Origin of the sequence: Sulfitobacter sediminis, from assembly GCF_040811725.1 — a bacterium.
Lineage (GTDB): Bacteria > Pseudomonadota > Alphaproteobacteria > Rhodobacterales > Rhodobacteraceae > Sulfitobacter > Sulfitobacter sediminis.
Map to the genome: position 1 here is coordinate 106,095 of NZ_JBFNXX010000008.1, position 16,668 is coordinate 122,762.

The 16,668-nt window shown below is 62.7% G+C and carries 17 protein-coding genes; 12 read left to right on the plus strand and 5 right to left on the minus strand.

Going from position 1 to position 16,668, the window contains the following annotated elements:
* The first annotated feature begins 297 nt into the window (after positions 1-297).
* Entirely contained in the window at positions 298-1,467 is a 1,170-nt protein-coding gene (locus AB2B41_RS12290) for a replication initiation protein (protein WP_367878089.1), read from the plus strand.
* On the opposite strand, the gene AB2B41_RS12295 is transcribed toward AB2B41_RS12290, so the two are convergent.
* The gene (locus AB2B41_RS12295) at positions 1,464-1,808 is read right to left on the minus strand and encodes a YciI family protein (RefSeq protein ID WP_367878090.1); all 345 of its coding nucleotides are present in this window, start codon (positions 1,806-1,808) and stop codon (positions 1,464-1,466) included. The genes AB2B41_RS12290 and AB2B41_RS12295 overlap by 4 nt on opposite strands.
* Before the next feature lie 65 nt (positions 1,809-1,873).
* Here AB2B41_RS12295 and AB2B41_RS12300 point away from each other — a divergent pair, with 65 nt between their 5' ends.
* Positions 1,874-2,608, plus strand: a complete 735-nt coding sequence (locus AB2B41_RS12300; protein WP_367878091.1) for a glutamine amidotransferase — start codon at positions 1,874-1,876, stop codon at positions 2,606-2,608.
* A 24-nt stretch (positions 2,609-2,632) separates the two neighbouring features.
* Here AB2B41_RS12300 and AB2B41_RS12305 read toward each other — a convergent pair whose 3' ends face one another.
* The 3 genes from AB2B41_RS12305 to AB2B41_RS12315 form a co-directional block, all read right to left on the minus strand.
* Entirely contained in the window at positions 2,633-4,024 is a 1,392-nt protein-coding gene (locus tag AB2B41_RS12305; RefSeq protein WP_367878092.1) for an NAD(P)/FAD-dependent oxidoreductase, read from the minus strand.
* Between the two features lie 72 nt (positions 4,025-4,096).
* On the minus strand, positions 4,097-4,567 hold the full coding sequence (locus AB2B41_RS12310; RefSeq protein WP_367878093.1) for a MaoC family dehydratase: 471 nt from the start codon (positions 4,565-4,567) through the stop codon (positions 4,097-4,099).
* A gap of 61 nt (positions 4,568-4,628) precedes the next feature.
* Positions 4,629-5,633: an NADP-dependent oxidoreductase gene (locus AB2B41_RS12315; protein ID WP_367878094.1), complete on the minus strand. Its 1,005-nt coding sequence runs from the start codon at positions 5,631-5,633 to the stop codon at positions 4,629-4,631.
* 40 nt (positions 5,634-5,673) lie between these two features.
* On the opposite strand from AB2B41_RS12315, the gene AB2B41_RS12320 reads away from it, so the two are divergent.
* Positions 5,674-6,324, plus strand: a complete 651-nt coding sequence (locus AB2B41_RS12320) for a histidine phosphatase family protein (protein ID WP_367878095.1) — start codon at positions 5,674-5,676, stop codon at positions 6,322-6,324.
* Between the two features lie 85 nt (positions 6,325-6,409).
* On the opposite strand, the gene AB2B41_RS12325 is transcribed toward AB2B41_RS12320, so the two are convergent.
* Positions 6,410-7,408 carry an NADPH:quinone oxidoreductase family protein gene (locus AB2B41_RS12325; RefSeq protein ID WP_367878096.1) on the minus strand — a complete coding sequence of 333 codons (999 nt, stop codon included), beginning with the start codon at positions 7,406-7,408 and terminating at the stop codon, positions 6,410-6,412.
* A 128-nt stretch (positions 7,409-7,536) separates the two neighbouring features.
* On the opposite strand from AB2B41_RS12325, the gene AB2B41_RS12330 reads away from it, so the two are divergent.
* From AB2B41_RS12330 to AB2B41_RS12370, 9 genes are all read left to right on the plus strand, one after another.
* Entirely contained in the window at positions 7,537-8,712 is a 1,176-nt protein-coding gene (locus AB2B41_RS12330; RefSeq protein WP_367878097.1) for an acyl-CoA dehydrogenase family protein, read from the plus strand.
* A 5-nt stretch (positions 8,713-8,717) separates the two neighbouring features.
* Entirely contained in the window at positions 8,718-9,833 is a 1,116-nt protein-coding gene (locus AB2B41_RS12335) for an acyl-CoA dehydrogenase family protein (protein ID WP_367878098.1), read from the plus strand.
* A 1-nt stretch (position 9,834) separates the two neighbouring features.
* Positions 9,835-10,656 (plus strand): SDR family NAD(P)-dependent oxidoreductase, encoded by an 822-nt coding sequence (locus AB2B41_RS12340; protein WP_367878099.1) that lies wholly within the window; start codon positions 9,835-9,837, stop codon positions 10,654-10,656.
* Positions 10,656-11,582: an SDR family NAD(P)-dependent oxidoreductase gene (locus AB2B41_RS12345; RefSeq protein ID WP_367878100.1), complete on the plus strand. Its 927-nt coding sequence runs from the start codon at positions 10,656-10,658 to the stop codon at positions 11,580-11,582. Before AB2B41_RS12340 ends, AB2B41_RS12345 begins: the two co-directional genes overlap by 1 nt.
* 22 nt (positions 11,583-11,604) lie before the next feature.
* Positions 11,605-12,801, plus strand: a complete 1,197-nt coding sequence (locus tag AB2B41_RS12350; RefSeq protein ID WP_367878101.1) for an acetyl-CoA C-acyltransferase — start codon at positions 11,605-11,607, stop codon at positions 12,799-12,801.
* A gap of 214 nt (positions 12,802-13,015) precedes the next feature.
* Positions 13,016-14,005 (plus strand): NAD(P)H-dependent flavin oxidoreductase, encoded by a 990-nt coding sequence (locus AB2B41_RS12355; protein ID WP_367878102.1) that lies wholly within the window; start codon positions 13,016-13,018, stop codon positions 14,003-14,005.
* A 4-nt stretch (positions 14,006-14,009) separates the two neighbouring features.
* Positions 14,010-14,660, plus strand: coding sequence for a histidine phosphatase family protein (locus tag AB2B41_RS12360; RefSeq protein WP_367878103.1), 651 nt, complete (start codon positions 14,010-14,012; stop codon positions 14,658-14,660).
* 12 nt (positions 14,661-14,672) lie between these two features.
* Positions 14,673-15,704, plus strand: coding sequence for a phosphotransferase family protein (locus AB2B41_RS12365; RefSeq protein WP_367878104.1), 1,032 nt, complete (start codon positions 14,673-14,675; stop codon positions 15,702-15,704).
* A gap of 5 nt (positions 15,705-15,709) precedes the next feature.
* Complete coding sequence (locus tag AB2B41_RS12370) at positions 15,710-16,501, plus strand: IclR family transcriptional regulator (protein WP_367878105.1); 792 nt, start codon at positions 15,710-15,712, stop codon at positions 16,499-16,501.
* The last annotated feature ends 167 nt before the right edge of the window (positions 16,502-16,668 follow it).

The window sequence follows — 16,668 nt, forward strand, 5'->3', positions numbered from 1 at the left end:
AAGGGCACCCTAATACAGGAGAAAAAGGACCTGGATACGGGATTAAACGTACCGATTCGCGGGAAATTGGGGACCCGAATCCGGGAGGGGCTAGATTAGACACTGATTTGTCCAATTTAGAGCCTGATGGGCCGGAACATGTGTTTGGGCCATCCCGTAGATTGGTACCTTTGGCGGCTCCGAACCGAAAAGATGAAAGGCACCCACGCCGTTCTTGCTTGCGGGTGCCTTTTCGCCCATGATCGCAGGCAACAGACCGAAGCACACTTCGGCATGGGCAGCGACATGGGAAGGCGCATGGATGACATCCCTAAGGATCAACTAACAGGCGCGCTGCGTCGTGGATCGGTGAAAAAGCATGTGGCCGCGATCCATGTGTCAGGCAAGCTGACGCTGTTGCAGCGCAAGCTGAGTAACGTGCTGCTGCTGAACGCTTATGACACGCTGATAACCAATCAGGTTCATACGATCGACGCGCGGACGTTGTGCCTGATGATTGGGTATAATTCGAACGATACGGATACGCTCAAGGCGTCGTTGCGCGGGCTGGCGGAGACGGTCGCGGAATGGGATATGCTAGATGATCAGGGCCAGCAGGAATGGGGCGTGTCGAGCCTCTTGAGCTATGCGCGGCTGAAGGGAGGGGTGTGTGAATACGCCTATTCCCCGGCGCTGGCGGCGAAGCTGAACGATCCGAAGGTTTTTGCGCTGATCAATCTCAACATCCAGCGACGGTTCACCTCGGGTCATGCGCTTGCGCTTTATGAGAACTGTTATCGCTTTGTGCGGACGGGCAGCACCGGGTGGTGGTCGCTCGATCTGTTCCGGCGGCTAATGGGAGTGGATGAAAGCGAGTATTACGCCGTCTACAAGCACCTGAATGCGAAGATCATCAAACCGGCGGTGAAGGAGGTGAACAAGACTTCGAACATCGTGGTGGAGCCGGAGATCAGGAAGCAGGGCAGGGCAGTCACGGACATCCGGTTCAAGATCAAGGAGAACCCGCAGTTGGCGATCCTCAATATCGACGACGGGGCCGGAGTGCGGCGGTCTGAGGTCTATGAGCGACTGCGGGCGCTGGGGGTGAGCGACCGGCTGGCGCGGCAGTGGATCGCGGAGCATGGTGAAGACCACGTTGCGGAGAAAATGGCCTACGTAGGGGCGCAGCGCGGGGTGAAGAACCCGGTGGGGTATCTGTCGGTCGCCTTGCGGGACGATTACACGCGGGAGGCGGCGGCACCTGCGGTCTCCTCTGAACGGGCGAAGGTGCTGGAGCGGGTGCGCGATCTGGTTGCCGCGCGGACGCCGACACAGCGGGATGCGGATAGGCGGCTGTTCCTGTCGATGATCGAGGACGCGGATGCGCGGGCGGATTTCGAGCGGCATGGGTGGATGTCGGCGCTGAACACCGGTGCGATCCGCGCTTTCTGGGAAGAGCTGGAGCCGGAGGCGTTCGAGGAAGCTTAGCTTTCACTGCGCCACGGGGGCGCGATGGGGTTGCCGTCGACGCGCACTTCGTCCTTCTCGTTGTCGAGGATGACAGGGTTGTCGAAGAGCATCAGCGTGGGTCGCACACCGAAGCGGCCCTTCATCCAGTCGGACCAGTCATCGTCGAACCAGGCCTTGGCGTCTTCAAGGGTCGCGAATTCGTAGATGCCGCCGCCGCCTGCGTCGCTGTTGAGGAAGTACTTGCGTTTTAGTCCTTTGACATCGTGGAAGATCTTCGTGGCTTCGACCGATTGCCGGGTTACCAAGTCGTGGTCGCGCTTGGGGCCGTCGAGGGGGATTTGGACGAGGGCGATGATCATTGGGTCTCCTTTCGGCGGGTATAGGCATTCTTGCGTTTTCCGGGGGCTAGCGCTAGCCCAGTGGCATGAAGCCTTTCCTGATCTTGCAACTGCGGCCCGAAACCGATGCGTCGGACGATGAGTACTGCGCGATTTTGGAAAAATGTGGGTTGCGGCCCGAGCAGACGCGGCGGATCCGGGTCGATCAGGAGGGTATTCCTGAAGATCTAGATATCACGGATTACGCCGGGGTCATCGTTGGCGGCGGGCCGGGTTGTGTGAGCGATGCACCGGAGGACAAGAGCCCGCAGGAGGCGCGGATCGAGCGGGAGATACTGGCACTGATGCCGCAGATCACGGCGCGTGACCATCCGTTCATGGGGTGTTGTTATGGGCTAGGTATTCTTGCGCACCACCTTGGCGCAGAGGTCAGCAAGGCACGCTATAGCGAGCCGGTGGGGCCGACGGTTTGCGAAGCGATGCCGGATGCGGCGCGCGATCCGCTGCTGAAAGGATTGGACGCCCAGTTCGAGGTGTTCGTGGGCCACAAGGAAGCGGTTCAGCATCTGCCGGAGGGGGCGGTGCACCTGCTAAGTTCGGAAAGATGCCCCGTGCAGATGATCCGCTACGGGCAGAACGTCTACGCCACGCAGTTTCATCCGGAGGCGGATGCGCATGATTTTGAGCGGCGGATCCGGATTTACCGAAACCATGGGTATTTTCCGCCTGAGGATGCGGACCGCTTAATCGACCTTTGCCACGCTGCGGAGGTGACGGTGCCGGGGGAGATCCTGCGGCGGTTTGCAAAGCGGTACGGTTGAAGGGGCTGCGAGGTGAACCCCGCCCTACGGATTTGCCAGGATTTTTGGGATGTTTTGGACGGCGGCCTTGCTGGCGGCGCCAAATTTGCCCATCAGTTCCATTTTTTCGGAGTCGGAGGGGTCGAAACCGACCATAAGGTGGGTCATCGCCTGAAGGCGCGTGCGGTCGATCCAGTCCTTGACCAGGGGCACCTTGGACCACGCGCCCTGATTCATGATCGCGGGCAACATCTCGGCAATGTACTGGCGGGGGGTGTCGTGGAAATCCACGAGATTGGTGCATGCGGCGCGCACCGCTGCGTCGGGCACGCGGGCCTCCAGAAAGGCAATGAGCGCTGCGCTGAAGAGCGGCTGAAAGGGGCGGATCATGCTGAAGTTGATCTGATTGCCGTCAAAAACCGGGGGCGCGTCGGGGCCTGCGCGGACGCCTGCGGAGGCGGTGCAGTCGATGTAGAGCGTGCCGGGGGGCATCTCGGCGATGCCGTCGGCCAGTTGCATGTGGCCGGGGGTCAGGGCGGTGATATGGCCCATGCGGATGACGTTGGTGATTTGTGCGAGCAACGCGACCTCGCGCGGCGAGCAGACGGCAGCGTGAAACTTGGTGGGCGTGACCGTGGGGTCGATGCGGTGCCAGACGCCGAGTTCCTCCATCTCAGCGCAGAATTCAGCCACGTTAGAGACTGATCCGAGGGCCTCAAGCTCCTTGAGGAAAGAACCGACTGTGGTGGTGAAGCGGGCAGGGTGGTTAAGGATGGCCTCGCGGTTAAAGAGCCAGTAGTCGTTGGGTCGGACCCATGTGATACGCTTGGGGGCGACGCCTTGTTCAAGCAGCCAGACGGCGGCATCCATGCCGGTCTTGCCAGCGCCGATGACGCAGAAATGAGGATGATCTTTGGCGCGGCTGGGCATGTCGTTAATGGGGACGCAGGTGACGCCGGGCGCGATGTCGAAGGTCGGTGTGTGGGTGGCGGGGATCGAGCCCATGTCCCCCCAGTTGCCGGCGTTGACGATCTTGCCTGCAGTGATCTGCGTTTCTTCGCCGGTGATCAGGTGGCGGATGCGGCCATCGCCCAGATGTTCTGAGTTGCGCAGGTAGGTTACGCGGCCCGTGGGCAGGTAGGTGTTCTCCATCAGGTCGTGGAAGTAGTGCAGGATTTCGGACTTGGTCGAGAGCTCGTAGGTGGGGGCGAGAATGTCCTGGCCCTCCTCGCGCGGCTTGCCGAGCGGGCGGGAGGCCACACCGTAGAAGCTGGCCGATTGGTGGAGGCGCACGAAAGGGTAGGCGTCGTTCCAGTGGCCGCCTGGGGCATCGCGGCGGTCGACGATTACGGCTGAGGCATCGGTTTGGGTAAGCAGCACGTCGAGGAAAGAAAGGGCAGTCGCCCCAGCGCCGGAGATCAGGTAGTCGGTTTGCATGGGGCGTCCTTTTGTGGTGGTGGCGGTGATACTCTCGGCGATAGAGAGACGCCGGATCAAGTCCGGGGCGCATCAGTCCTTGAAGATGGCGAGGCCCAGCCATTCTGCGACAAGGGCAGGGGTTTCCTCGCCCTCAATCTCGATCGTCAGATTGTTGGTGCGCAGCATGCTGGTGGCATCGCGGGCCTTGGCGTCGAGCAGGGTGAAGCGGCCACGCACCTTGGACCCGGCACGGACGGGCATGAGGAAGCGCATCTTGTTCATGCCGTAGTTGATGCCCATGACCTGACCCGGCATCAGGTTGAAGCAATCATAAGCAAAGCGGCTGGCGAGTGAGAGGGTCAGGAAACCGTGGGCGATGGCACCGCCAAAGGGGGTCTCGCGGGCGGCGCGTTCTGGGTCGACGTGAATCCATTGCTCATCGTGAGTGGTTTTCGCGAAATCGTCGATCATCTTTTGGTCGATGGTGATCCAGTTTGACACGCCGACTTCGGTGCCAATGAGCGGGGTGTGGTGGGCGATGGCGGCTTCTAGGGCTGACATGGAATTTTCCTTTTGACTGGGGTGTTGTGGTACTTGGGGTCGAGGCTGACGCCGCTGCGAATTATTTCGGGTCCGCGCCGACGCGGACAAGTCGCTTGCCTTTGTTGTCCCCGGCCAGAAGGCCGATGAGCGCCTTGGGCGCGTTCTCGAGCCCGTCGACGATGTCCTCGAAGACCTTGATCTGGCCAGTGCTGACCCAATGCTGCATCGCGCGGACGCATTTGGCGTCGTCGTGGGCGAAATCCATGACGATGAAGCCTTCCATGCGCAGCCGTTTGACCACCACCACGCCGGGCAGGTTGCGGGGGCCTGTGGGGGTGTCGGTGTCATACTGGCTGATGGCACCGCAGCAGACGACGCGGCCGCGTTCGTTCATAAAGTTGAGGGCGGATTCGAGGATCTTACCGCCGACGTTGTCGAAGTAGATATCGACGCCATTGGGGCAGGCGGCTGCCAGCTTCTTCGACAGGTTGCCCTCGCGATAATCGACGCAGGCGTCGAAGCCCAGTTCATCCTCGACCCATTTGCATTTCTCGGCCCCGCCCGCGATGCCCACGACGCGGCAGCCGAGGGCCTTGGCGATCTGGCCGACATAGCCGCCGACGGAGCCTGCTGCGGCAGAGACGAGGACGGTTTCGCCGGGCAGCGGGTTGCCGATGGACATCAGCCCGTGGAAGGCCGTCTTGCCCGCGATGCCGTAGACGGACATGAGGTGGGAAAGCGGCTCTACCTTGGGCATTTTCTGTACTTTATGCGCCTTGGTCACGGTGTAGTCGGCCCAGGTGGCCTCGGCCGCGACGATGTCGCCCTTGGCGATGCGGGGGCTGTTCGATTCCATCACTTCGCAGATGGCATAGGTGGGCATGCCGTCCCCGGCCTTGACCGCGTCGCGGTAGGTCGCCCCCCGCATCCACGAGCGGTTGGCGGCGTCGATGGACATCAGGATCACGCGCAGCAGCACCTCGCCCTCGCCGGGTTTGGGCATATCGGTCTCAGTCAACTGGAAATGCCGGGGCTCGAGCGTGTCAGTGGGCAATTCGGCGATGGTGATCTGGCGGTTTGGCATGGGATATGTCCTATTGCGTTTGCGTGAGAAGGAGATGGTGATGAAAGAGGCGCGACAGCATCGGTTCAGCCCCCCACCGGGGGCGGCGGATTTGCTGCTGATCCGGCACGGCGAGACGCAGGCGGCGGTGCGCGGTGAGAGCTTTCCCATGGTCGAGGGACAGGGGGACCCGAGCCTGCGGCCGGAGGGTGAAGAGCAGGCTTTGAGGGTGGCGGAGCGGCTGAAAACAGAGCCTATCCGGGCGATTTACGTGACGACCATGCGGCGGACGCATCAGACGGCGGCCCCCTTGGCCGCGCATCTGGGGCTGGAGCCGCGGGTGGAGCGTGACCTGCGCGAGGTGTCCTTGGGCGAGTGGGACGGGGGCGAGTACCGGTTCCGGGCGGCGGGGAACGATCCGGCCTTCCTGCGGGCGCGGGATGAGCATGAGTGGGGGCATATTCCCGGCGCCGAGACCACGGCGGCCCTGCAGGTGCGGGTGCGCGCGGGGCTGATGCGGATCGCGCGGGCGCATGCGGATGAGTTGGTCGCGGTGGTGGTGCATGGCGGCGTCGTGGGGGCGGCGCTGGCGCTGGCGACGGGGGCGCGGGGGTTTGCCTTCAACGGGGCGGCGAACGGATCGATTTCGCGGATGGTCGTGCACGGGGAGCAGATGATCGTGCGCGGGTTCAATGATGTGTCGCATTTGTAGCTATCCTCAAAGGGCCGCGCCCCGGACTTGATCCGGGGTCTCCCGGCCCGCCTTGAGGCCCCGGATCAAGTCCGGGGCGTCGAGGTCAGTCAACTGTGACGACGACCTTGCCCAGCACCTTGCGGTCTGACAGCAGTTGCAGCGCTTCGCCGGCTTTCTCCAGCGGGTAGCTGGCCGAGATACGCGGCTTGATCTTGCCCTCGGCGTACATGGCAAAGAGATCGCCCATGTTCTCTATGTGGCTTTGCGGTTCGCGCATTGTATGCGCACCCCAAAAGACGCCAACGATCTGGCAGCCTTTGAGGAGAGTCAGGTTCAGGGGAATTTTTGGGATGCCGGCCGGGAAGCCGACGACGAGGAAGCGGCCCTTCCATGCGAGTGCGCGAACGGCGGGTTCGGCGTAGTCGCCGCCGACGGCGTCATAGACCACGTCAACGCCTTCGCCGCCTGAAAGCTTCTTGATCTGGGCGGAGAACTCCTTTTGCACTGCGCGGTCGGACATGTCGCGGGCGTAAATCAGCGCTTCGTCCGCGCCGAGGTCGTGGCAGAACTGAGCCTTTTCTTCGGAGGAGACGCCTGCGATTACGCGTGCCCCGGCGGCCTTGCCAAGCTCGATGGCGGCGGCACCGACGCCGCCTGCGGCGCCGAGGATGAAGAGCGATTCCCCCGCCTTGATTTCGGCGCGGTTCTTAAGCGCGTGGTGGGAGGTGCCGTAGGTCAGCACCAAGCAGGCCGCCTCGTCGAAGGGCATGGCGTCGGGGATTTTGATGACCTTCATTGCGTCGATGACGACATGGGTCGCAAAACCGCCGAAGCCGCACATTCCGAGGACGCGGTCGCCTTCCTCGAAGCCTTCGACGCCTTCGCCGACGGCATCGACCACGCCCGCGATCTCGCCGCCAGGGGCGAAGGGGCGGGGGGGCTTCATCTGGTACATGTCGCGGATAATCAGCGTGTCGGGAAAGTTCACGCCTGCCGCGTGGACGCGGATGCGGAGCTGTTTCTTGCCGGGTTGCGGGTCCGGCAGGTCCTCTAGCACGAGTGTTTCCGGCCCGCCGACTTCCTTGCTGAGCATCGCTTTCATGGTGTCCTCCCCGAATTTGACCTTTCGCAAAGCTGAGACGTGGCGTCGCGTCTTGTCAATCGCAATTCGGGCCGTCATTCTGCACAGCGGAATGGATGTCCGCAAATGACGTGACGTCCCAAGGGAGGATGACCGAGATGACTAAGGCGAGCCTTGAGGGCTTTCGCGCGGAGCTGCGCGCGTGGCTTGAGGAAAACTGTCCCGAAGAGATGCGCGACGGCAAGCGGACTGAGGATGGTATCTGCTGGGGCGGCAAGAACTGGGTGTTCACATCCGAGGCGCAGAAGCTGTGGCTCGATCGCTGCGCCGCCAAGGGCTACACGGTGCCGCGCTGGCCGGTGGAATACGGCGGGGCGGGGCTGAACCGCGATCAGGAAAAGATCTTCAAGGAAGAGATGAACCGAATCAATGCGCGCTCGCCGCTGGAGAGTTTCGGTATCTGGATGCTGGGGCCAGCGCTGCTGCATTTCGGCAGCCATGAGCAGAAACTGCATTACCTGCCGCCGATTGCACGCGGTGAGATTCGCTGGTGCCAGGGGTATTCGGAACCGGGTGCCGGGTCCGATTTGGCGAGCGTGCAGACCAGGGGCGAGGACAAGGGCGATCACTGGCTGGTCAACGGGCAGAAGATCTGGACCTCTTACGCGGACAAGGCCGACTGGATTTTTGCGCTGGTGCGGACGGACCGGGAGGCGCCGAAGCACAAGGGGATTTCCTTTTTGCTGATTGACATGGAGGACCCCGGCGTCGAGACGCGGCCGATCAAGATGATCTCGGGGATTTCGCCGTTCTGCGAGACGTTCTTTACCGACGTGAAGGTGCCCAAGCACCAGATCGTGGGGGAAGAGAACAAGGGCTGGGATGTCGCCAAGTATCTGCTGACCCACGAGCGCGAGATGATCTCGGGCGGCGCGGGTGGTCTGACCGGGACGGGGCGTGCTTTGGGCGCCGTGCTGAAGGAGACCATGGAAGAGATGGACGCCACGCTGCGCGCGGATGCGATGCGCTGCGAGATCGACACGCTAGCAATTGGGCTGACGCTGGAGCGCTACAAGGATCAGGCGGAAGCGGGGCAGGGGGCTGGCGATGCCAGCGCCATGCTGAAGTACATGGGGACCGAGCTGAACAAGCAGCGGCATGAGTTGATGATGTCTGCCGGTGGCTCGGATGCCTTGGAATGGGATGGACCTCTGGGCAACCGCGCGGGCGACTGGCTGCGCACCAAGGCGAATTCGATCGAGGGCGGTACGAGCGAGGTGATGCTGAGCATCGTCTCGCGGCGTGTGCTTGGGCTGCCGGGGTAAGGGACATGGCGAAACTGGTGAAGACGGAAGAAGAAGTCATGCTCGCCGATATGGCGCGGGGTTTCCTGGATGGGGCGGCCCCGGTCGGTAAGCTGCGGCAGATGCGGGATGACGAGGTGACCCATGATCCCGCGCTGTGGCGCGAGATGGCGGATATGGGCTGGGCCGGGGTGCTGGTGCCGGAGGAGGCTGGCGGATCGGACATGGGGTTTGCCGCTGCCAATGTGATCGCGGAGGAGATGGGGAAGACGCTGGCTGTCTCGCCCTTCATCTCGACGGCGGTGATCGCGGCGACGACCTTGCGGCAGGTTAGTGATGCGAGGGCGAAGGAGGCTTTGGGGCGGATCGCGAGCGGCGAGGCGATCTATGCACTGGCGGTGGACGAGGGGATCAAGTTCGATCCGGAGGCCACGCAGATGGAGGCCAAGGCCGAGGGGAATGGATTTCGGCTGAATGGTAGTAAGCAGTTCGTGGTTGATGGCGCGCTGGCGGACCGGTTGCTGGTGCTGGCGCGGACGGAGAATGGGCTGACGCTGTTCGACATTCCTGCGGATCGGGACGGGATATCGCGCGAAAAGTCCAACATGATCGACGCGCGGGATTCGGCGCGGATCGAGTTCAAGGATGTCGAGGCGACGGGCGAGGATGTCGTCGGGTCCGTGGATCAGGCGATGACCGTGCTAAGACCTGCGTTGGAAGCGGGGCAGGCGGCGCTGGCGGCCGAGTTGACCGGGCTCGCGGCGGGGGCCTTTGGGATGACCGTGGGGTACCTGAAGGAGCGCAAGCAGTTCGGCGTCGAGATCGGGCGTTTTCAGGCGCTCCAGCACCGGGCGGCGCATCTGTGGTGCGAGGCAGAGGTGACAGCAAGTGCGATCCTGAACGCAGGGCGGATGCTGGACGAGGATCCGGAGAATGCATCGCTGGCGGTGTCGCTGGCCAAGGCGCGGGCGACGGCGACGGCCAAGCTGGCGGTGATCGAAGGGGTGCAGATGCACGGGGGGATCGGGATGACCGATGCCTATGACATGGGTTTTTACATGAAACGTGCGCGGGTCGGGGCGGAGTGGCTGGGGGATTACTCCTACCACGCCGAAAAGATCGCGGCGGTGAGGGGGTTCTAGGATGGATATTCAGTCTCTGTTTGGGCTTGAGGGCAAGGTGGCGCTGGTCACCGGGGGTGCCACTGGCATCGGGCGGATGGCGTGCGAGGCGCTGGTGCGCGCAGGCGCGACCGTGCTGATGGCGAGCCGCAAGGAAGGGGCTTGCGAGGCAGTGGCCGCGGAGTTGAACGCTCTGGGTGCGCCGGGCAAGGCGATTGGGTTTGTCGGTGATGTCGGGTCCGAGGAAGGGATCGATGCGCTGGTCGCGGAGGTCAAGGAACGGACGGACAAGCTGCATATATTGATGAATAATGCGGGCATCACCTGGGGCGAGCCTCTGGGGCAGTTTCCCTACCACGCCTGGCAGAAGGTGATGAACGTCAATGTGGCGGGGATGTTTCACCTGACGCAGTCGCTGCTGCCGATGCTCATTGCCTCTTCGTCGGAGGAGGACCCGGCGCGCGTTGTCAACGTCGGCTCCGTCATGGGGGAGCGTGAGATGGGCGATGGGGCCTACTCCTACTCGATGTCCAAGGCGGCAGTGCATCATATGACTAAGATCCTTGGTAAGGAGCTTGCCGGGAGCCATGTCACCGTCAATGCGCTGGCACCGGGGCCGTTCGTGAGCCGGATGACGGCTTTTGCGACGGCGGATGAGAACACGCGGGAGAAGGTCGGCAAGGACGTGCCGCTGGGGCGTGTGGGCCGGGATGAGGATATCGCGGGCTGCATGTTGTTTCTCTGCGGGCAGGGCGGGGCGTATGTCACCGGCGCGATCATCCCCGTGAGTGGCGGCATCAACGTGATGTCAGGACCGAACATTTTTGAACAGGCGCTGCACTGATGAGCGAGATACGATTTGACGGACAGGTGGCGATTGTTACCGGGGCGGGCACCGGACTGGGGCGGTCACATGCCCTCGGGCTGGCCAAGCGCGGCGCGAAGGTGGTGATCAACGATCTGGGCGTGTCGCGGGATGGCTCCGGGTCGTCGTCCGAGGCAGCAGAGGCCGTGGTAGCCGAGATCGAGGCCATGGGCGGCGACGCGATGGCGCATGGCTGCGACGTGTCGGACGAGGATGGCGTGATCGACATGGTCCAGCAAGCGGTCGCCACATGGGGCCGCGTGGATATCGTGGTGAACAACGCAGGCATCCTGCGCGACAAGACCTTTGGCAAGATGAGCATGGCCGATTTCCGCAAGGTGGTGGATGTACATCTGATCGGCTCGGCCAATGTCGCCCATGCCTGCTGGCCGATCATGCGCGAACAGAAGTACGGGCGTATCGTGTTCACCTCTTCGGCTTCGGGACTTTACGGCAACTTCGGGCAGTCGAATTACGGTGCTGCCAAGGCCGCGATGATGGGGCTGATGAACGTGCTGCACCTGGAAGGGGCGCGGGACAACATCCGGGTCAACACGTTGGCCCCCACGGCGGCGACGCGGATGACGGAAGAATTGCTGCCCGCGGAGGCGGCTGCGCTTCTGGCGCCCGAGACGATCACGCCGGGGCTGCTCTACCTTGTCAGCGAGGATGCGCCGAGCCGTGTGATCCTTGGGGCGGGGGCCGGGTCTTTCGCCGTGACCAAGGTGCACGAAACGCTGGGCATCACGCTGATGGATGATGAGAATACGCCGGAGACGGTTGCGGCACGCTTTGCCGAGATCGCATCGACGGAGGGTCAGGAGGAACTGACTGACGCTTTCAGCCAGACGAAGAAATACGCACAGAACGCCGCTCGGGCCCGTGGCCTGAAGATGGATTGGTAAGAAATCATTTAGGAGAGATCACATGCGCGACGCAGTTATCGTTTCGACGGCCCGGACGCCGATTGGCAAAGCCTACCGGGGAGCCTTCAACAACACCACGCCGCAGCAGCTGCTGGGCCATGCGATTGAACATGCGGTCGCGCGAGCGGGTGTGGACCCCGCGCAGGTCGTCGATGTCGTGGCTGGGGCTGCGCTGCAGCAGGGCCATACCTCGGGTAACATCGCACGGCAGGCGGCGATCCGGGCGGGGCTGCCGGTGACGGTGGCAGGCATGTCGCTGGATCGCCAGTGCGCGTCCGGCATGATGGCGATTGCGACGGCGGCCAAGCAGGTCGTGATGGACGGCATGGATGTGGTCGTCGGTGGCGGGGTCGAGAGCATCTCGATGGTGCAGACGCCGGAGATGCGGGTGAAGGCCGATCCTTGGCTGATGGAAAACAAGCCCGCGATCTACATGACCATGCTGGAGACGGCGGAGACGGTGGCGGAGCGCTATGGTGTTTCACGCGAGGCGCAGGATGCCTATGCGGCGCAGTCTCAGGAACGGACACATCAGGCGCAGCAGGCGGGCAAGTTTGATGACGAGATCGTGCCGCTGGCTTCGACCATGCTGATGCAGGACAAGGAGACTAAAGAGATCTCCGAGGCTGAAGTGATGCTGGAGAAGGATGAGGGGAACCGTCCGGGTACGACTGCCGAGAGCCTTGCAGGGCTGCAGCCGGTGTTCAAGAACGGACAGGTCATAAAAGAAGGCAAGTACATCACGGCGGGGAATGCGTCGCAGTTGTCCGATGGTGCCTCGGCGTCGGTGGTGATGGAGGCGAAGGCCGCCGAGAAGGCGGGGCTGGAACCGCTGGGCCGCTACGTTGGCGTCTGGGCCGCCGGGCTGGAGCCGGACGAGATGGGGATCGGGCCGATCTACGCGGTGCCGCCGCTGCTGGAGGCTCATGGCCTGAAGATGGATGACATCGGGCTGTGGGAGCTGAACGAGGCTTTCGCAGTGCAGGTCATCCATTCGCGAGACGTGCTGGGCATCCCGGATGAGCTGCTCAACGTGAATGGCGGCGCGATTTCCATCGGCCACCCCTATGGCATGTCGGGGGCGCGGATGGTTGGTCATGCGCTGATCGAGGGCAAGCGGCGCGGGGCCAAGTATGTCGTCTGCACCATGTGCGTTGGCGGCGGCATGGGCGCCGCCGGGCTTTTCGAGGTTTTGTAAATATGGGGCAGCGGTTGGATCCCGAACCCTTAGCGGCTGGCACTCTCGGTGTCGGCTCTGCTGCGTCCCCTGATTCATCTTTCCCCCACAACTCACTTCCCAGGCCTGCCATGGGCGCGGCCGTGGGTCGGGCGCACAGCCGGTGAGATTTGCCAACAAGAGGGGCGGCTTCACCCGCCCCCTAACCGTGAACATGATTGCATTTGGAGGTGCCATGCCCCGCGACGATTCTCATCTTCCCAAGGCGCTGCAGGGTCTACGTATTCCGCTGATCGGCTCGCCGCTCTTCATCATCTCGGTGCCCAAGTTGGTGATTGCGCAGTGCAAGGCGGGGATCGTGGGTTCGTTCCCCGCGCTGAACGCGCGGGAAGGGGAGGGGGAGCATCCGCTGCTAGACACCTGGCTGACTGAGATCAAGGAAGAGCTGGACCGGTACAATCAGGCAAACCCGGACCGGCCTGCCGCGCCCTTTGCCGTGAACCAGATCGTGCACCGGTCGAATGGGCGGTTGGAGCGGGACCTTGACATATGCGTCAAGCACGAGGTGCCGATCTGGATCACCTCCTTGGGCGCGCGGGTCGAGGTGAACGAGGCGGCGCATAGCTGCGGCGGCATCGTGCTGCACGACATCATCAACAACAAGTTTGCGAAGAAGGCGATTGAGAAGGGTGCGGATGGTCTGGTGGCCGTGGCCGCAGGAGCCGGAGGGCATGCGGGGCAGCAATCGCCTTTTGCCCTGGTGCGAGAAATCCGCGAGTGGTTTGACGGGCCAATTGCTTTGTCAGGGTCGATTGCGACGGGGGAGGCTTTGCTGGCTGCGCGGGCGCTGGGGGCGGACTTGGGCTATACTGGCTCGCCGTTTATCGCGACGGATGAGGCGAATGCGGATCCGGCCTATAAGGATATGATCGTGGACTCTGGGGCTGAGGATATCGTCTATTCCTCGCTTTTCACTGGGGTCTGGGGCAATTACCTGCGCGGCTCTATCGAGGCAGCGGGTATGGACCCGGACAACCTACCGACAGCGGATGCGTCTTCAATGAACTTCGGGCAGAACCGGGAGAAGCCGAAGGCGTGGAAGACGATCTGGGGCTCTGGACAGGGGATCGGAGCGATTAAGTCGGTGGGGCCGGCGTGCGCCATCGTCGACCGGATCGAGGCGGAATACCTCGCGGCGGGCAAGAAACTGGCGGCGGAGTTTTAGTGACTTGGCCGAACTCCTAGTCATACGTCACGGACAGGCTTCCTTTGGTACGGACAACTACGATGTGCTGTCCGACCTGGGGCACCGGCAGTCGGAGGCGGTAGGCAAGCTGCTTCGTGAGACTGGGTGGGTGCCGGATCGGCTGGTGACCGGAACGTTGAAGCGGCAGAAGGATACGCTGGCATCGATGGGGTTCGGTCCGGCACCGGAGGAGCATCCAGGGTTCAATGAGTACGACTTTCACGATCTTCTGCACGCGCGGTTCAATGGCAACGTGCCGGAACTTGTGAAGGGTGACCGCAAGACGCATTTCCGGGCGCTGCGCGAAACCGTTTTCGAATGGCAGGATGCGGCCTTTGATGGCGCATTGGAAACATTCCAGGAGTTCGAAGCACGGGTGGAAGCGGCGCGGGCCTTTGCCTGCTGCACCGACGCGCGCCGGGTGCTGGTGATCTCCTCGGGTGGGGTAATAGGTCAGTTGACCGCGACAGCACTTGGGGCGGACAGGCGCCACATGATGGAGCTGAACCTGCAGGTGAAGAACACCTCCATGACGCGGTTCATGTTCAAGGGCGACCGCTGGAGCCTGCATGAATTCAACGCCACGCCGCATTTCGCGAGCGCTGAGGGCGCGGCGTTGTTGAGCTATAGCTAAGGGGGGGAAAGGATGAGCGTGGATACACAGACACTCGATGAAGCGGCGGTCTCGGCTTATCTGGCCGAGAACCTGCCGGGCTTCGAGGGGCCGATGGAGGTCACGAAGTTTCAGACCGGGCAATCGAACCCAACGTTCCTGCTGAAAACGCCCGCAAAGAACTACGTGCTGCGGCGTAAGCCGCCCGGGACCTTGCTGAAGTCGGCCCATGCGGTGGACCGGGAGTTTCGTGTGCAAAAGGCGCTGGCGGGGACTGATGTGCCGGTGGCAAAGATGCATCTGCTCTGTGAAGATGACGACGTGATCGGGTCGATGTTCTACATCATGGACCACGTTCCGGGGCGGAACTTCAACGAACCGCAGATGCCGGATGTCTCGCCCGCCGACCGGGGGGCGATCATAGACGAGATGGGGCGTGTTCTGGCGGCACTGCATGAGGTGGATATCGACGCCGTGGGGCTGAGCGACTACGGCCCGCCGGGCAATTATTTCGAGCGGCAAGTGGGGCGCTGGACCAAGCAGTATAAGGCGTCGGAGACGCAGGACATTCCGGCGATGAACGAGTTGATGGGGCGGCTGGTCCAGGAGCGGCCAGCGGATGACGGACAGCGGACGCTGGTTCATGGGGACTACCGGCTCGACAACATGATCTTTGACGCCGAGACGACCGATTGCCGCGCAGTGCTGGACTGGGAGTTGTCAACCATAGGGCATCCCTTTGCAGACCTCGCCGCTGTCATCATGCAGTGGCAACTGCCCGCAGGGACCGAGGGGCGCGGCATGGGCGGGCTTGATCGGGCCGCACTCGGGTTGCCGACGGATGAGTCATTCATCGCGAAGTATTGTGAGCGGCGGGGGCTGCCGGGGATCGAGAACTTCGGATATTACCTTGGATTTTGCTTTTTCCGCATGGCAGGGATCGTGCAGGGCGTGCTGAAGCGGGGGTTGGATGGCAATGCGTCGAACCCTGAACGGGCGATGAAACTGGGGGCCTTCGTGCCGGTCTTTGCACAACATGGCCTCGATGCGCTGAACCGGGGCTAAGCGCGATGGAGGATTATGGGCCGGAAGATCACGAGGGCAAGGACCGTAATTTTGTCACCGCGCTTGCGCGAGGGTTGGAGATTTTGCGCTGCTTTGGCGAGAACGACCTGAGCCTGACCAACAGCGAGATCGCGGAGCGCACGGGACTGCCGAAGGCGACCGTGTCGCGGCTGACGCATACGCTGTGTGAGTTAGACTACCTTGCCGCCGATCCGCGTGCGGGGACCTACCGGCTGAGTGCCGGGGTGCTGCACCTGGGGTTTTCAGTGCTGGCGTCGATGGACATCGGTGAGCGCGCGAAACAGGAGATGGACGCGCTGCGGGACGGGCCAAACAGCTACATCACTGTGGCGCTGGCCGAGCGGCATCAGCTGGATGCGGTCTATCTCGCTACGTCGAATTCGCGCGAAGGTGTGACATTGGCCATCCGCGTGGGATCGCGCCTACCGATTTTTCATTCGGCCATCGGGCGCGCTATCTTGGTGGGGATGAGCGAAGAGGACCGCGAGAGGGTGTTCGCCATTGCGCGCGAGCAAAGCGCAGAGGCGGAGGCCGACGGGCGTGCGCAGGTGGACGAGGCGCTCGCCGAGTTCAGGGCCAAGGGGTTCTGTACTGGCTACGGGACGTGGCGCAGTGACGTGAATGGGATCGCGGTGCCGGTCTATTCGCTGGGTGGCGGGCTGGTCTACGGGCTGAACGTGGGCGGGCCGTCGTTCCGGGTGAAGAAAAAGCAGCTTGAGACGGTCTATGCGCCGATGCTGATCCGCGCGGCGGAGACCCTGAGCGCGAAGGCCTGAGCGCAGCGAGTTTGGCGGGCGAAAATTCCGCAGAGCGGAACTGTGCGGGAAATTTATTTGTTCGAGTTCAGAAAATCTTTGTGCTTATTTCGTGGGTGTTTGGCGGGGTCTTGGGTGATTGGCTTGGCCGAGGTGACCTTCAGCGTTGTGGAGGCTTCCTGAGTTAG

What these genes read in the sequence shown, in the direction of transcription:
- AB2B41_RS12290 (WP_367878089.1), top strand. Translation starts at nt 298, where the DNA reads ATGGATGACATCCCTAAGGATCAACTAACAGGCGCGCTGCGTCGTGGA.
- AB2B41_RS12295 (WP_367878090.1), bottom strand. Translation starts at nt 1,808, where the DNA reads ATGATCATCGCCCTCGTCCAAATCCCCCTCGACGGCCCCAAGCGCGAC.
- AB2B41_RS12300 (WP_367878091.1), top strand. Translation starts at nt 1,874, where the DNA reads ATGAAGCCTTTCCTGATCTTGCAACTGCGGCCCGAAACCGATGCGTCG.
- AB2B41_RS12305 (WP_367878092.1), bottom strand. Translation starts at nt 4,024, where the DNA reads ATGCAAACCGACTACCTGATCTCCGGCGCTGGGGCGACTGCCCTTTCT.
- AB2B41_RS12310 (WP_367878093.1), bottom strand. Translation starts at nt 4,567, where the DNA reads ATGTCAGCCCTAGAAGCCGCCATCGCCCACCACACCCCGCTCATTGGC.
- AB2B41_RS12315 (WP_367878094.1), bottom strand. Translation starts at nt 5,633, where the DNA reads ATGCCAAACCGCCAGATCACCATCGCCGAATTGCCCACTGACACGCTC.
- AB2B41_RS12320 (WP_367878095.1), top strand. Translation starts at nt 5,674, where the DNA reads ATGAAAGAGGCGCGACAGCATCGGTTCAGCCCCCCACCGGGGGCGGCG.
- AB2B41_RS12325 (WP_367878096.1), bottom strand. Translation starts at nt 7,408, where the DNA reads ATGAAAGCGATGCTCAGCAAGGAAGTCGGCGGGCCGGAAACACTCGTG.
- AB2B41_RS12330 (WP_367878097.1), top strand. Translation starts at nt 7,537, where the DNA reads ATGACCGAGATGACTAAGGCGAGCCTTGAGGGCTTTCGCGCGGAGCTG.
- AB2B41_RS12335 (WP_367878098.1), top strand. Translation starts at nt 8,718, where the DNA reads ATGGCGAAACTGGTGAAGACGGAAGAAGAAGTCATGCTCGCCGATATG.
- AB2B41_RS12340 (WP_367878099.1), top strand. Translation starts at nt 9,835, where the DNA reads ATGGATATTCAGTCTCTGTTTGGGCTTGAGGGCAAGGTGGCGCTGGTC.
- AB2B41_RS12345 (WP_367878100.1), top strand. Translation starts at nt 10,656, where the DNA reads ATGAGCGAGATACGATTTGACGGACAGGTGGCGATTGTTACCGGGGCG.
- AB2B41_RS12350 (WP_367878101.1), top strand. Translation starts at nt 11,605, where the DNA reads ATGCGCGACGCAGTTATCGTTTCGACGGCCCGGACGCCGATTGGCAAA.
- AB2B41_RS12355 (WP_367878102.1), top strand. Translation starts at nt 13,016, where the DNA reads ATGCCCCGCGACGATTCTCATCTTCCCAAGGCGCTGCAGGGTCTACGT.
- AB2B41_RS12365 (WP_367878104.1), top strand. Translation starts at nt 14,673, where the DNA reads ATGAGCGTGGATACACAGACACTCGATGAAGCGGCGGTCTCGGCTTAT.
- AB2B41_RS12370 (WP_367878105.1), top strand. Translation starts at nt 15,710, where the DNA reads ATGGAGGATTATGGGCCGGAAGATCACGAGGGCAAGGACCGTAATTTT.